Below are 14,779 nucleotides of genomic sequence, written 5' to 3'. Positions count from 1 at the left end.
GCAGAGAGGTCACACCCGTTCCCATACCGAACACGGAAGTTAAGCTCTCTAGCGCCGATGGTAGTTGGGACCTTGTCCCTGTGAGAGTAGGACGTTGCCAGGCTATTATTATTCCGCAGTAGCTCAGTGGTAGAGCTATCGGCTGTTAACCGATCGGTCGTAGGTTCGAGTCCTACCTGCGGAGCCATTATGCTTCCATAGCTCAGCTGGTAGAGCACTTCCATGGTAAGGAAGAGGTCACCGGTTCAAGCCCGGTTGGAAGCTTGGGAAGAGTTTTGAAATTTTTGGCCCGTTGGTCAAGTGGTTAAGACACCGCCCTTTCACGGCGGTAACACGGGTTCGAATCCCGTACGGGTCACCACTTTTGGAGGATTAGCTCAGCTGGGAGAGCACCTGCCTTACAAGCAGGGGGTCGGCGGTTCGATCCCGTCATCCTCCACCATATATATTTTAAATGTCGGAGGGGTAGCGAAGTGGCTAAACGCGGCGGACTGTAAATCCGCTCCTTCGGGTTCGGCAGTTCGAATCTGCCCCCCTCCACCATTTTCTTTAAAATAACCTGAGAGGGTTTATTTTTTTGAAAAGATAACCATACTAGTAAATATTAATGGGCTATAGCCAAGCGGTAAGGCAACGGACTTTGACTCCGTCATGCGCTGGTTCGAATCCAGCTAGCCCAGCCATTTACGAGCCATTAGCTCAGTTGGTAGAGCATCTGACTTTTAATCAGAGGGTCGAAGGTTCGAATCCTTCATGGCTCACCATTTTCGCGGAAGTAGTTCAGTGGTAGAATACAACCTTGCCAAGGTTGGGGTCGCGGGTTCGAATCCCGTCTTCCGCTTTATTACTAAGGGGCCTTAGCTCAGCTGGGAGAGCGCCTGCCTTGCACGCAGGAGGTCAGCGGTTCGATCCCGCTAGGCTCCATCTAAATAAAAAAGCTTACATCATATGATGTAAGCTTTTTTTGTATTTAAAAAGACAACTTTCATACTTGTCGTTTAAAATGAAGAAAATGTAAAAATAAAGGATGGGGATAATTGTGAAAGTTGTTATTGCATCTGATTCATATAAAGAAAGCTTAAAAGCTATAAAAGTATGTGAAGCTATTGAAAGAGGATTTGGAGCAATTTTTCCTAAAGCAGAGTACGTAAAAATACCAATTGGAGATGGAGGTGAAGGAACGGTTGATTCACTTGTGGATGCTACAGATGGAAGAATGATACCCCTTCATGTGACAGGACCGCTTAGAGAACGTGTACAAGCCTTTTACGGTATGTCTAAAGATAAAAAGACAGCGTTTATTGAAATGGCAGCAGCATCAGGATTACAACATGTTCCGGTTAAAAAGCGAAACCCACTTATTACAACGACTAAAGGAACAGGAGAACTTATACTACATGCGCTAGATGAAGGAGCTGAGCACATTATTTTAGGACTTGGCGGAAGTGCTACAAATGATGGCGGAGCAGGTATGTTGTCAGCTTTAGGAGTCAGGTTTATAAATGGGAAAGGGGAAGTAATAAAGCCATCTGGAGGAACGTTACATTCGATTGTCGCTATTGATTTTTCATGCATGGATTCACGCTTACTGCATATAAAGATAGAAGCAGCATGTGATGTAGATAATCCGTTAGTTGGAATAAGGGGAGCATCTTTCATATTTGGGAGGCAAAAGGGTGCGAATGCAGAGATGATGAAAGAGCTGGATGAGAATTTAAAGCATTATGCGAATATCCTTAAACAATACTTATCTTGCGACGTATCTAAAATACCTGGCGCAGGAGCCGCAGGAGGAATGGGAGCAGCTGTTATTGCAGTGTTAAAGGGAAACTTGCGGAGAGGAATTGAAATTGTATTAGACTATACAAATTTTGATAAGCATATAGAAGGAGCAGATTTAATTATAACTGGCGAAGGGAGAATAGATGAACAAACAGCATATGGAAAGGCCCCTGTAGGTGTTGCGGAGCGTGCAAAGCATTTTCGTATTCCTGTCATTGCTATTGGAGGATCTGTATCTCCGAATTATCCAGCTGTTCATGAAAAAGGAATCGATGCAGTATTTAGTATTACAGCGAGTCCTATGACATTAGAAGAGGCATATAAAGTAGCGGAAGAGAATATCGAAATGACAGCAAAGAATATTGCCGCAGTATGGAAAATAGCATCAGAAAAACACTTCTAAATGTAGGAGTGTTTTTTATTATTATTTAATAATAATGATGGTAGTTGTTTCATTAAGTTAACTTTATACATAGAATAGTCTTGAAATTGCGTTTTTAAAGCGAATATAAGTGAATAATTTGTATATCCATACAGAAAAATGTCGAGTTGAGTCAGACTATATAAAAGATTTAAAATATTTAGTGAAGGCATAAAAGGGGGATACTATCTATGAAAAAAGAAATCTCAGTTATTGGAGTTCCAATGGATTTAGGACAGATGCGTCGCGGGGTAGATATGGGGCCGAGTGCAATCCGTTATGCAGGCGTAATTGAAAGAATTAAAGAAATTGGATATGACGTTAAAGATATAGGAGATATATGTATAGAGAGAGAAAAAGAAGTAGATGTAAATACAAACTTAAGAAACCTTACACAAGTTGCAACTGTATGTAACGAATTAGCAAGTAAGGTGGATCATATTATAGAAGAGGGACGTTTTCCACTTGTATTAGGTGGTGACCATAGTATCGCAATTGGTACATTAGCTGGTGTTGCGAAACATTATAAAAATTTAGGTGTTATTTGGTACGATGCACATGGTGACTTAAATACAGAGGAAACTTCACCATCTGGAAATATTCATGGCATGTCACTTGCAGCAAGTTTAGGGTATGGACATCAAACGCTTGTAGATTTATACGGGGCATATCCAAAGGTGAAAAAAGAGAATGTTGTAATTATCGGTGCACGTGCATTAGATGAAGGAGAAAAAGACTTTATTCGCGAGGAAGGTATTAAAGTATTCTCGATGCATGAGATTGATCGTATGGGTATGACGGCTGTTATGGAAGAAACAATCGCTTATTTATCTCATACTGATGGTGTACATTTATCATTAGATCTAGATGGTCTTGATCCTCATGATGCACCAGGAGTTGGAACGCCTGTAATTGGTGGCCTATCTTATCGTGAAAGCCATTTAGCAATGGAAATGTTAGCGGAAGCTGATATTGTCACATCTGCTGAGTTTGTTGAAGTAAATACCATTTTAGATGAGCGAAACAGAACGGCAACAACGGCAGTTGCTTTAATGGGTTCTTTATTCGGTGAAAAACTAAAATAAATGTAAGAAAAGCAACTGAGAAGTTGCTTTTTTTATTTGAAAATAAGCGTATAATAATGATTTATATTATACTGTACGATAATAATGTTTGACATCTTGCCAATTTAGACTAAAGGGGGGTTGTTTGTAATTGTCGTTTGTTTCATGTATGGTATAATTAACTAGTTGTTGGAAATACATACAGATAGAGCATAAAACAATATTTCAATATATGGATAGAATTGCTCGTAAGTAGGAGGAAGGGTTAGCATGCCTTTTGAAGATACGACCATTTTGAAATATCTTAGTACGGTATTAGATATTGCCGTTGTATGGTTTATTATATATAAGCTAATTCTCATAATCCGAGGGACGAAAGCTGTTCAACTTTTAAAAGGGATTACAGTTATTATTGTCGTTCGGATGATCAGTATTTTCCTTGAATTGCATACGCTTTATTGGCTAACTGAGCAAGTATTAACGTGGGGATTTTTAGCCGTTATTATTATTTTCCAGCCAGAATTGCGAAGAGCACTTGAGCAGCTAGGACGCGGGAGTTTATTTTCGCGTGTTGGAACTCATGAGGATGATGAACCTGAAATCGTTGCAACAGCGATAGCGAAAGCAACGGAATATATGGGGAAACGTAGAATTGGTGCATTAATTACTTTGTCAAAAGAGACCGGTATGGGTGATTATGTGGAAACGGGTATTCCGCTAAATGCACACGTATCATCGGAATTACTTATTAATATTTTCATTCCTAATACACCTCTTCACGATGGAGCGGTCATTATGCAAGGAAGTACCATTAAAGCAGCAGCGTGTTATCTTCCGTTATCGGAAAGTCCGTTTATCTCTAAGGAACTAGGAACTAGGCATCGCGCTGCAATGGGAGTTAGTGAAGTTACTGATAGTATTACAGTAGTTGTGTCGGAAGAAACTGGCCAAATTTCTTTAACGAAAAATGGTAAGTTGCATCGTGATTTGAAGACAGAACAACTGAAAGATATGTTGTTAGCTGAATTTAGTGCGAGCGAAAAAACGACTTCTTCGTCTTTATGGAATTGGAGGAGAAAGCGTCATGGATAAGTTAATGGAGAATCATTGGTTTTTAAAAGGGATCTCATTACTATTGGCGTGTATGCTTTTTATGTCAGCGACTTTAACTGAAAAAAATACGACATCGGGGATACTACCTTTCGCAAATGATGCGAAAGAAACCTTAACTAATTATGCCATTAACCTTAAGTATGATGAAGAGAAATATATTGTAAGTGGTATTCCGTCAGAGGGCGTTAAGGTGAAGTTAGAGGGCCCAAAAGCAGCAGTTGCTACAGCAAAAGCGAAAAAACAATTTGATATACCAGTTGATTTGAGAGATAGCGAAAAAGGAACTTATGAGGTTTCTTTGAAAACGAACGGGCTTCCAGATGATGTGAAAGGAACAGTTCAGCCATCAACAATTAAAATTACTCTACATGAAAAAGCGAGAAAATACGTTCATGTAGACTTAAAATTATCAAATGAGGATCAAATGCCAGCGGGTTCAACTCTTGAAAAATCAAACATTAAACCTGATACTGTTGAGGTAGTTGGGACGAAAGAAGAAATTGAAAGTATTTCATCTGCTAAGGCGTATATTGATTTAAAAGGTGTTAATAAAACTGTTACAAAAACAGCCGAAGTTACATTATACAATAGAGAAGGAAAACGTTTAAATGTAAGAACGAGTCCATCTAAAATTAGTGTAACATTGAATGTGGCGACGCAAGCTACGGCCAATAATACTGAAAAAACTGTTCCTGTAACGTATACGAAAAAGGGGAGTTTACCAGAAGGATTGGCCGTTACAAATATTAGCATTGAGCCGAGAGAAGTAACGATAGCAGGTCCAAAAGATATCTTGGATAATATACAATCGATAGAGGGGGTCGAAGTAGATCTTAGTCAATTGACAGAGTCTACAACATTCGATACCTCTGTTTTATTGCCAAAGGGTGTAACAAGTGCAAAACCGAATCAAGTGAAGGTTTCGGTAGGAGTGCAAAAAACAAAACAAACGAAAACAAGAACGATTGATGGTATATCAATTCAAAAAAATGGACTTTCTAAAGATGTTACGGCCCAGCTACTTTCACCGCAAGATGGGAAGATAAGCGTTGATATTTCAGGAGAAACAAGTATAGTAGATAAAATAACAGCTGCTCAAATAACAGCAGCCATTAATCTGCAAAATGTATCTCCGGGGACGAAGGATGTTTCTATTCAAGTGAGCGGTCCTGGTAATATTTCAATAGAGCCAAAGCAAAAAAGTGCCAAAGTCACAATTGTGAAGAAAGAAAATCCAGATAAAGAAGTACAGGGTAACGGTGAAAAACCAGATTCAAATAATAACCAAGATAATCAAACTGAAAAACCAAAAAATCCTGAACCTAAGCCTGACACGGAACAGGAACAAAATAAAGATAAAGAAAAAGAAACTAGTCAAGAGCCAACAGTAGATAATCAAAAAGAGCCAGAAAAAGGAGAGAATCATAATGGGTAAATATTTTGGTACAGATGGAGTACGCGGGGTTGCGAACCAGGAGTTAACGCCTGAATTAGCGTTCAAAATTGGACGTTTTGGTGGGTATGTATTAACAAAAGATACAGATCGTCCAAAAGTAATTATTGGCCGTGATACACGTATATCAGGACATATGTTAGAAGGAGCTTTAGTAGCGGGTCTATTATCAACTGGAGCAGAAGTAATGCGCCTTGGTGTTATTTCTACACCAGGTGTTGCTTATTTAACAAAAGCGCTAGATGCACAAGCAGGTGTTATGATTTCTGCATCTCATAATCCAGTACAGGATAATGGAATCAAATTCTTCGGTTCAGACGGTTTTAAATTAACAGATGAGCAAGAAGCAGAAATTGAAGCTTTATTAGACAAAGAAGTTGATGAGTTACCACGTCCAACAGGTACGAATCTTGGACAAGTGAGTGATTATTTTGAAGGCGGCCAAAAATATTTACAATATATTAAACAAACTGTAGAGGAAGATTTCTCTGGTTTACATATCGCTTTAGATTGTGCGCATGGTGCTACGTCTTCTTTAGCTCCATACTTATTTGCGGATTTAGAGGCTGATATTTCAACAATGGGAACTTCACCAAACGGCATGAATATTAACGATGGAGTAGGTTCTACACATCCAGAAGTATTAGCTAAATTAGTAAAAGACAAAGGCGCTGATATCGGTCTTGCTTTTGATGGTGATGGTGACCGTCTAATCGCTGTAGATGAAAAAGGAAACATCGTTGATGGCGATCAAATTATGTTTATTTGTGCGAAGTACATGAAAGAAACTGGTCAATTAAAGCATAATACAGTCGTTTCAACAGTTATGAGTAACTTAGGTTTCTATAAAGCACTTGAAGCTAACGGTATTACAAGTGATAAAACAGCAGTTGGTGACCGTTACGTAATGGAAGAGATGAAGCGTGGTGGTTACAACTTAGGTGGAGAACAATCTGGTCATATTATCTTACTTGATTACATTACAACTGGTGATGGAATGTTAAGTGCACTTCAATTGGTGAACATCATGAAAATGACGAAAAAACCATTATCTGAGCTTGCAGGTGAGATGACAAAATTCCCACAATTACTAGTAAACGTTCGTGTAACAGATAAAAAACTAGCATTAGAAAATGAAAAAATTAAAGATATTATTCGTGTTGTAGAGGAAGAAATGAACGGTGATGGCCGCATTCTTGTTCGTCCATCTGGAACAGAGCCACTTATTCGTGTAATGGCAGAAGCACCAACACAAGAAGTGTGTGACGCATATGTACATCGTATTGTAGAAGTTGTGAAAGCTGAAGTTGGCGCTGAATAATTCAATAAATTTATGAAAAGGGAGCACAAGAAGTGCTCCTTTTTCATATGTTTTATAGACGATGAAAAAAATTTCATTGACGGTTTATCTATGTTTGTTATAAGATGGTCTTGTTCTTTTTCTCAAAGGAAATATTGTAAATTATAGAAGCGCCAGAACTACAAGTAGTGTAGTTGACGAGGTGGAGTTTATCGAGATTTCGGCGGATGACTCCCGGTTGTTCATCACAACCGCAAGCTTTTACTTAAATCATTAAGGTGACTTAGTGGACAAAGGTGAAAGTGTGATGAGAGAAAAGGAACGGATACAAACTAGCTGTATAAGTATATACGGACTTAAACCCAATCGAGAGGAAGGTGAAAGCCGTTACAAGCTTACAGGGCTAGCAATATGTAATCCGTTTTTTTAGTATAAATAAAAATGGTATCGGACTATGTCGTTACATGTTCGCAGAGCAATGTAAGCATTTGTAACGGCGACTAAACATGTGTGGAATCGTAGGATTTATTGGAGAACAAGATGCAAAGGAAATTTTATTAAAAGGTTTAGAAAAGCTAGAATATCGTGGATATGATTCAGCAGGTATTGCAGTACAAGCAGAGAACGGTGTTGTTGTATACAAAGAAAAAGGTCGTATTGCAAAACTTCGCGAAATCGTAGATGAGAACGTAGCAGCAAGCGTGGGAATCGGTCACACACGCTGGGCTACACATGGTGTTCCAAGCAAAGTAAACGCGCATCCGCATCAAAGTACATCAAAACGCTTTACACTAGTTCATAACGGTGTAATTGAAAACTATGAATTAGTGAAAAAAGAATATTTACAAGATGTAACGTTCGTAAGTGAAACGGATACAGAGATTATCGTACAGCTTATGGAACAACAAGTGAGCACAGGACTAAGTGTAGAAGAAGCGTTCCGTAATACGCTATCTCTTTTACATGGCTCTTATGCAATCGGATTACTTGATGCTGAAAATCCAAACATGATTTATGTTGCTAAAAACAAAAGCCCGCTATTAGTAGGTGTTGGTGACAACTTTAATGTTGTGGCGAGCGACGCTATGGCGATGTTACAAGTTACAGATCAATTTATTGAGTTAATGGATAAAGAAATCGTAATCGTAACGAAAGAAAGTATTACAATTAAAAACTTACAAGGTGAAACGATTGAACGTGCACCGTTTACAGCGGAATTAGACGCAAGTGATATTGAAAAAGGAACATACCCTCATTTCATGCTTAAAGAAATCGATGAGCAACCACTTGTAATCCGTAATATAATTCAAAAGTATCAAGATGAAAATGGCGAGATTGAACTGAATGCAGACATCCGCAATGCGATTTTAGATAGCGATCGTATTTACATCATTGCATGTGGAACAAGTTATCATGCAGGTCTTGTTGGAAAACAATTTATCGAGAAGTTTGCAAAAATGCCAGTTGAAGTGCATGTAGCAAGTGAATTCTCTTATAACATGCCATTATTAACAGAAAGACCATTCTTCATTTATATTTCACAAAGTGGTGAAACAGCTGATAGCCGTGCAGTACTTGTGCAAACAAATGAAATGGGGCATAAAGCATTAACGATTACAAACGTACCTGGTTCTACACTTTCTCGTGAAGCTGATTACACACTTCCGTTATACGCGGGACCAGAAATCGCAGTTGCATCAACGAAAGCGTACACAGCACAACTTGCAGTACTTTCAATTTTAGCTGCGGACATTGCTAAAGCAAAAGGCGAAGTTCTTGATTTCGATTTAACACACGAATTAGGACTTGTAGCAAATGCAATGATAGAACTTTGTGATCAAAAAGAAGAAATGGACGCATTAGCAAAACAATTTTTAGCAACAACTCGTAACTGTTTCTTCATCGGACGTAGCGTAGACTTCTACGTAGGATTAGAAGGTGCGTTAAAGCTAAAAGAAATCTCTTACATCCAAGCAGAAGGATTTGCTGGAGGAGAATTAAAACACGGTACAATCGCCTTAATCGAAAACGGTACACCAGTTATCGCACTTGCTACACAAGAGCACGTAAACCTTGGAATTCGTGGTAACGTGAAAGAAGTAGTAGCACGCGGAGCTAACCCATGTATCATCTCAATGAAAGGCTTAGAAATGGAAGGTGACAGCTTCGTATTACCAGCTGTACACGAAGCGCTAGCACCGCTAGTAGCAGTTATTCCATTCCAACTTATCTCATACTACGCGGCACTTCACCGCGAATGTGACGTTGATAAGCCACGTAACTTAGCTAAGTCTGTTACTGTTGAGTAGGAGATTAGTAGGTTAATAAATATAGTGTAGATTTTAAATAAATTTACGAATTTGTACCCCTTTGGATAGTTTATCTAAAGGGGTATTTTTGTGCCGAAAAAGAACATCTAAAATTGCTAAGTGGATAGCACCCTACTAATGAAAGTTTTACTTTATCGGATTTGGAATAGAACCACTTTTATTTATCTGAATTTTCCGTTACTATTTTAAGTATCATTGAACCATTTTCTTTATTATAAAGAGAAGAGACGATAGATTCATGGACATTACAAGGGGGCTTATTATATGAAAGTGAAAGCAAAAACATATTTAAGTATAGAAGAGATTATTTCATTACCGGCCTTATCAAGTGCAAACATAAGTGATGATGGCAAAAACGTAGCGTTTGTTAAGAAGACAGCTAACTGGAAAGACAATACGTATAGAAATCATGTATGGATATATGAAAAGGATAAAGAGCAGAGTTACCCACTAACAGATGGGGATATAGATAGTACACATCCATTATGGTCTCCAGATTCTAAGACTATTGCATACCTTAGCCCAGGTAGTGACGGGGAGAATACAAATCAAATCTTTGTTAAGTCCATAGACGGTGGTAGTGAGGTTCAAATTACGAATGAGAAGGAGGGAGTTAATACATTCAAATGGGAGCCTACTGGTAAAGGTTTTTATTATATTGCACAGTCAAAAGAATGTGAGGAAATAAAGAAACGTAAGGGACTATATGGAGATTTTCACCATGTAGGTAAGGAACATCGGAATAATTGTTTATACTACGTTGAAATAGAAAAAGTGATACAAAATGATAAACAGGGACGGAAAGTTAGCGGTATTTATCAACTAACGAATGGTAAAGATTTTTATATACATAACTTTGATATTTCAAATGATGGGAAAAAGGTTGTATGTATGGCTACACCAAGCTTAAACGATTATATGAATGATGATCTATATATATTAGATGTTGAAGCTGGGGAACTACAAAAAATGAATATGGATAAGTTGTTAGGAGGGAGCGTTTGCTTTTCTCCTGAGAGCAACAAAATATGTTACGCAGCAAGCATAAGAGAGAAGGATTACTATAGAAATCATATACAAGATAATACATTAGAGATATATGATATGAATACTGGAGAAGTGATTCAACCTTTAACCGATTTTGATAGTACGGTTATGCCATTGCAGTGGACAGCTAAAGGGGTTTTAATTAGATGGCAGGATAAAACGAATTACCGTATTGGCTTGCTATGTGAGGATGGCACTGTGGAAATGTTAAGCGACAAAGTAGATGGCTTTATAATGGATGCCTCTATAACAAGGGATGGCAATCATATAACATATACTAAGGCTATAACAAATGAAACCTTTGAAATCTATTTGGATGATAAAAAAGTAACAAATGAAAATAGCTTTTTCGAAGGAAGGCTTAAAAGTAACAGAGAAATCATCTCATGGAAAAGTAGTGATGGTCTTGAAATAGAGGGTGTTCTATCAACCCCAGTAGAGTGTGACTTAAATAAAAAATATCCCTTATTAGTAGTAATCCATGGTGGTCCAGCTTGGGCATCCTTTCCGATATTTTCAGGCTGTTTTAATGAGAAATATCCGATTGAACAGTTTATCGAAAAAGGCTTTATCGTTTTAGAGCCAAACTATAGAGGAAGTTCTGGTTATGGTAATGAATTTTTAAAAGCAAACTATAGAAAACAAGGATTTGCTGACTACGATGATGTTATATCTGGAGTGGATGCACTAGTAGAAAAAGGAATTGTAGATAAAGATAGAGTAGGAGTTATGGGATGGAGTAACGGAGGATATATATCTGCTTTCTGTTCTACATTTAGTGATAGATTTAAAGCTATCTCAGTTGGGGGAGGAATTACGAACTGGAGTACTCATTATGTAAATACAGATATCCCTTACTTTATTAGCATGTATTTAGGAAATACTCCATGGAATGATCCAGAGATATATAAGAAAACATCACCAATGACATATATTAAATCAGCCTGTACGCCTACGTTAATTCAACATGGGGAAAAGGATGTAAGAATTCCAATTACAAATGCATATGAGCTATATGAAGGGTTAAGAGATATGGAAGTTGATACGGAGTTAATTATATTTAAAGGAATGGCATATAGTTCTGATCAGCCGGGAATGAATGTAGCTATTATGAAGCAGAACTTGATGTGGTTTTCACACTATATTCTTGGAGAAAGCATGAAAGATTTTCGTACTATATAATGGATATCCGCACAGGGATTTTTCGTTGTGCAATTGTATCAGATTGTTGTAAACTGTATGCAAACCATTATTGAGAAGATTTAAATGATTATAGGGAACGGAATTCGGAGGACTAATATGACAGCGAATAAGAATGAGTTATCTGTAGAACAACGTGAAGAACTATTAAAAGTATTACAAGCTCGTTTTGAGAAAAACATGAACCGCCATGAAGGTCTTGAATGGGCTAAGATTGAAGCGAAGCTGACTACTAATACTGAAAAATTGTGGTCAATTCATGAAATGGAAGTAACTGGCGGTGAGCCGGATGTTGTTGGTTATAATGAAGAGAAGGACGAGTATACTTTCTATGATTGTTCAAAGGAGAGTCCTAAAGGCCGCAGAAGTCTTTGTTATGATCTTGAAGCGTTAGAATCAAGAAAAAAACATAAACCAGAAAATAACGTTATTGATGTTGCAAATGCTATGGGCATTGAACTATTAACGGAAGAACAATATCGGGAATTGCAACAACTTGGGGATTTTGACATGAAATCATCAAGTTGGGTACAAACACCTTCAGATATTCGAGAACTCGGTGGTGCTCTATTTTGCGATTATCGCTTCGGACATGTTTTCGTGTACCACAATGGAGCAGATTCCTATTATGCTGCCAGAGGATTCCGTGGTTCGTTAAGAGTTTAAATTTGGAGTAAGTAAGAAAAGAGCCTATACTTAGGCTCTTTTTCTTATTTATATTTTAAAAGTAAACTGTTACTACGCAGTTTTACTTAATTTATATGTTTCATGGTTGTTTTTACGGAAAAGTTTAGGGAAAACATATCCATCTAATCCAATACGTCCAGCGTTATGACCTGCAACTAAAATGAACATAGTTAAAATAAGCAGATTTGGGTTTACACTAACAGTTCCACTTAGTAAAAATGAAAGATTCATTATAATTCCAAAGAATGCAGCAGTTTTTGTTAATCCGCCTAAAATTAAACCTAGACCTACTAAAATTTCTCCCCATTGAACTAAAAAGCTAAATAGGTCTGCGTTTGGAAGAACAAAGTGTTGAAGGAAGTCTGCCCACCAACTTTGTACTGCAGGGTGGTCACCTGATGCTTGAGCAATAGCGCCCTTTAGAAAACCACTTGCGTCAAAAGATTGTCCGAAGACTTTGCCTATCCCAGCAGCGAGCCATGTATATCCTATATAAAGCCGTAAAAGTAATAATATGAAAGTAGCACGTTTATCAGTTCTTAAAAAATTGATAACCATTGAAATCCCTCCAATATTGTATTTACACGTTTATTATATATCCATTGTGAAAAAATTCACAATGGATATAATGTGAACAAATTTATGATTTTTTATTTATAAAATTGCACATACAATATTGTGACGTTTATTTTTGAAAATTAAGCAATAAATCAGGGATAGGAGCTATCTATTGTAGCGGCTAGCTCCCGTAGTAAACAGGTTCATGTATGCTCTTTAAGTTCATATGGGCATTCCGGATTACTTCTCTGGCTTTATATAAGGAATAACTTGTGCAGTCACCCCTACAGAAGCACCTCGAATAAAGTCTTGGTTTTCTAATGCCTTAAAGTTTTCCGTTCTCCCAGTTAGCATAACACCTAAAATTTTCACTTGATCGAATGGTTTGTCCTTGTTTAATTTTAAAAACTTTTGGATATCTTCGTCATATCCATCGTCATCGAATTGTTTAAGTGAATCAAAGAACCTTTTGTATGCTTCTTCAGGGGATTTTTCTGGGTTAAATCCGTAAACTGGCATACCGGAAGGACCTCTGCTTTCATCTTTAATAGGTGAGACCATATATAGCCATACGATATTTAAGTTATCTGGTAGTTTCTTTTGAATTTCTTTTAATGTATAAGCTTTATCGAAAGAGATAGCAACTTCTGCTACATAGTTATCCATTGTTGAAACTGCACTTAATTCATTTTTGACGCCATCATGATATTTCTTGATGGCTGGATTATAAAATGTAGCAACTTTATTTTTCGTTTGTTTATCATAATTGTAAGACTCGGTACTAGAACTAGACCAATAAGAACCTGGTATTAACTCGTTGTAATCGATGTTAGAACGAAACCAGTCGTAAGAGCTTGTCAGTGTATTCCATCGCACTAAGTAACCGTTAATGTTTTTAGAACGATTAGATACGATATTGCCACCAAACATAGAGGAATTACTCGTAACTTGAGAATCAATATGGACATTGGGCTCTGCAATTGCATTATGTAAAAAGAGTCGTTCGTGAAGCTTTGTAGAGCTTTTCGCTGCAAAGTAATTGCCAACTTTATAAATGATAGGGATAAGCACCATGACAACGATAATAGAGGTAATGATGATTTTAAGTAACTGTTTTCTTTTAGCCTTTTTTAATGCATCTTTTAAAGAAGTATCCATTAAGGTGTTCCTCCTATTTTTGAGTGAATTGCTTTACGTGCACGCTGTAACTTTTGTTTGACGCTGTTTACTTGAATATCTAGTATTAGAGCGATTTCTTCGTATGTAAAAGCGTAGTAATATTTTAAAAAGAAGGCTTCTTTGTATTCTAGTTTTATATCTTTTAATAAATAGAAAATCTCATCTTTATTTAAAACTGCATCCAATTCTCGGTCTGTATATTGAAGTTTTGAATAAATTTCTTCAGTTAAGTAGATATTTTGCTGTTCTTTTCTTCGTTTTAAATCAATGTATTCATTTAATGCGACTCTAAAAAACCACGGACGAATGTTACTCTCGGTTAAGTCATCTAGCAATGTGTATACTTTATAGAAAGTATTTTGGATGATGTCTTCTGCATCTTCCTTTATAGCTCCTTTCGCTAATAGTAGTTTGAACACTTCCTCTCCTAAATTGATAAGATAGGAGGTCAATATATTTTCTTTTCCCATCATTTTTCCTCCCTACACTTATACAACGAACAGGTAATGGTAAATGTATACACTTAAACTTAAATTAGTTATTAACTATGGTTTATAGTACATGATACTTTATAAATAGGAGTGGTTATTTTATTTTTGAAATATTAAATCTTTAATGCTAAAATAAAATTTGGAGATATATGGA

At 37.1% G+C, this 14,779-nt stretch carries 11 protein-coding genes, 9 tRNA genes, 1 rRNA gene and 1 pseudogene; 19 read left to right on the top strand and 3 right to left on the bottom strand.

The window, feature by feature from the left end:
- The 19 genes and pseudogenes from rrf to ABH961_RS27765 all read left to right on the top strand — a co-directional run.
- Positions 1–103: ribosomal RNA gene (rrf, locus tag ABH961_RS27855) — 5S ribosomal RNA — on the top strand; the annotation flags it as partial.
- Between the two features lie 9 nt (positions 104–112).
- Positions 113–187 (top strand) — tRNA-Asn (locus ABH961_RS27850).
- 4 nt (positions 188–191) lie between these two features.
- Positions 192–264 (top strand) — tRNA-Thr (locus ABH961_RS27845).
- A gap of 22 nt (positions 265–286) precedes the next feature.
- Positions 287–361: transfer RNA gene (locus ABH961_RS27840), tRNA-Glu, on the top strand.
- Between the two features lie 5 nt (positions 362–366).
- Positions 367–442 (top strand) — tRNA-Val (locus ABH961_RS27835).
- A gap of 17 nt (positions 443–459) precedes the next feature.
- Positions 460–543: transfer RNA gene (locus tag ABH961_RS27830), tRNA-Tyr, on the top strand.
- Positions 544–608: 65 nt separating this feature from the next.
- Positions 609–683: transfer RNA gene (locus ABH961_RS27825), tRNA-Gln, on the top strand.
- 5 nt (positions 684–688) lie between these two features.
- A tRNA-Lys gene (locus ABH961_RS27820) sits at positions 689–764 on the top strand.
- Between the two features lie 5 nt (positions 765–769).
- Positions 770–841, top strand: a tRNA-Gly gene (locus ABH961_RS27815).
- Positions 842–851: 10 nt separating this feature from the next.
- Positions 852–924, top strand: a tRNA-Ala gene (locus ABH961_RS27810).
- Between the two features lie 115 nt (positions 925–1,039).
- Entirely contained in the window at positions 1,040–2,185 is a 1,146-nt protein-coding gene (locus ABH961_RS27805) for a glycerate kinase (protein WP_141520059.1), read from the top strand.
- A gap of 209 nt (positions 2,186–2,394) precedes the next feature.
- Positions 2,395–3,288 carry an arginase gene (gene rocF / locus ABH961_RS27800; RefSeq protein WP_048542989.1) on the top strand — a complete coding sequence of 298 codons (894 nt, stop codon included), beginning with the start codon at positions 2,395–2,397 and terminating at the stop codon, positions 3,286–3,288.
- A 249-nt stretch (positions 3,289–3,537) separates the two neighbouring features.
- The gene (gene cdaA / locus ABH961_RS27795; RefSeq protein ID WP_001115707.1) at positions 3,538–4,359 is read left to right on the top strand and encodes a diadenylate cyclase CdaA; all 822 of its coding nucleotides are present in this window, start codon (positions 3,538–3,540) and stop codon (positions 4,357–4,359) included.
- Positions 4,352–5,815, top strand: coding sequence for a CdaR family protein (locus tag ABH961_RS27790; protein ID WP_098079905.1), 1,464 nt, complete (start codon positions 4,352–4,354; stop codon positions 5,813–5,815). The genes cdaA and ABH961_RS27790 overlap by 8 nt, the downstream gene beginning before the upstream one ends.
- Positions 5,808–7,154 carry a phosphoglucosamine mutase gene (gene glmM / locus ABH961_RS27785; protein WP_048542987.1) on the top strand — a complete coding sequence of 449 codons (1,347 nt, stop codon included), beginning with the start codon at positions 5,808–5,810 and terminating at the stop codon, positions 7,152–7,154. Before ABH961_RS27790 ends, glmM begins: the two co-directional genes overlap by 8 nt.
- A 286-nt stretch (positions 7,155–7,440) precedes the next feature.
- Positions 7,441–7,627 (top strand): annotated as a pseudogene (locus ABH961_RS27780) (hypothetical protein).
- Positions 7,628–7,639: 12 nt separating this feature from the next.
- The gene (gene glmS / locus ABH961_RS27775) at positions 7,640–9,442 is read left to right on the top strand and encodes a glutamine--fructose-6-phosphate transaminase (isomerizing) (protein ID WP_000334153.1); all 1,803 of its coding nucleotides are present in this window, start codon (positions 7,640–7,642) and stop codon (positions 9,440–9,442) included.
- Between the two features lie 285 nt (positions 9,443–9,727).
- Entirely contained in the window at positions 9,728–11,692 is a 1,965-nt protein-coding gene (locus ABH961_RS27770; RefSeq protein WP_404520451.1) for a S9 family peptidase, read from the top strand.
- Between the two features lie 117 nt (positions 11,693–11,809).
- Positions 11,810–12,376 carry a DUF4256 domain-containing protein gene (locus tag ABH961_RS27765; RefSeq protein WP_098079909.1) on the top strand — a complete coding sequence of 189 codons (567 nt, stop codon included), beginning with the start codon at positions 11,810–11,812 and terminating at the stop codon, positions 12,374–12,376.
- A gap of 72 nt (positions 12,377–12,448) precedes the next feature.
- On the opposite strand, the gene ABH961_RS27760 is transcribed toward ABH961_RS27765, so the two are convergent.
- The 3 genes from ABH961_RS27760 to ABH961_RS27750 form a co-directional block, all read right to left on the bottom strand.
- Entirely contained in the window at positions 12,449–12,955 is a 507-nt protein-coding gene (locus ABH961_RS27760; protein WP_048542984.1) for a DoxX family membrane protein, read from the bottom strand.
- Positions 12,956–13,195: 240 nt separating this feature from the next.
- Positions 13,196–14,113: a sigma factor regulator N-terminal domain-containing protein gene (locus tag ABH961_RS27755; protein WP_098079436.1), complete on the bottom strand. Its 918-nt coding sequence runs from the start codon at positions 14,111–14,113 to the stop codon at positions 13,196–13,198.
- Complete coding sequence (locus ABH961_RS27750; protein ID WP_048542982.1) at positions 14,113–14,604, bottom strand: RNA polymerase sigma factor; 492 nt, start codon at positions 14,602–14,604, stop codon at positions 14,113–14,115. The genes ABH961_RS27755 and ABH961_RS27750 overlap by 1 nt, the downstream gene beginning before the upstream one ends.
- Positions 14,605–14,779: the final 175 nt, after the last annotated feature.

The sequence above is a fragment of the Bacillus sp. RC251 genome (assembly GCF_044908765.1).
GTDB classification, from domain to species: domain Bacteria; phylum Bacillota; class Bacilli; order Bacillales; family Bacillaceae_G; genus Bacillus_A; species Bacillus_A wiedmannii.
Note: the sequence above shows the minus strand (reverse complement) of the source record. Positions and strands in the feature narration are given on the sequence as shown.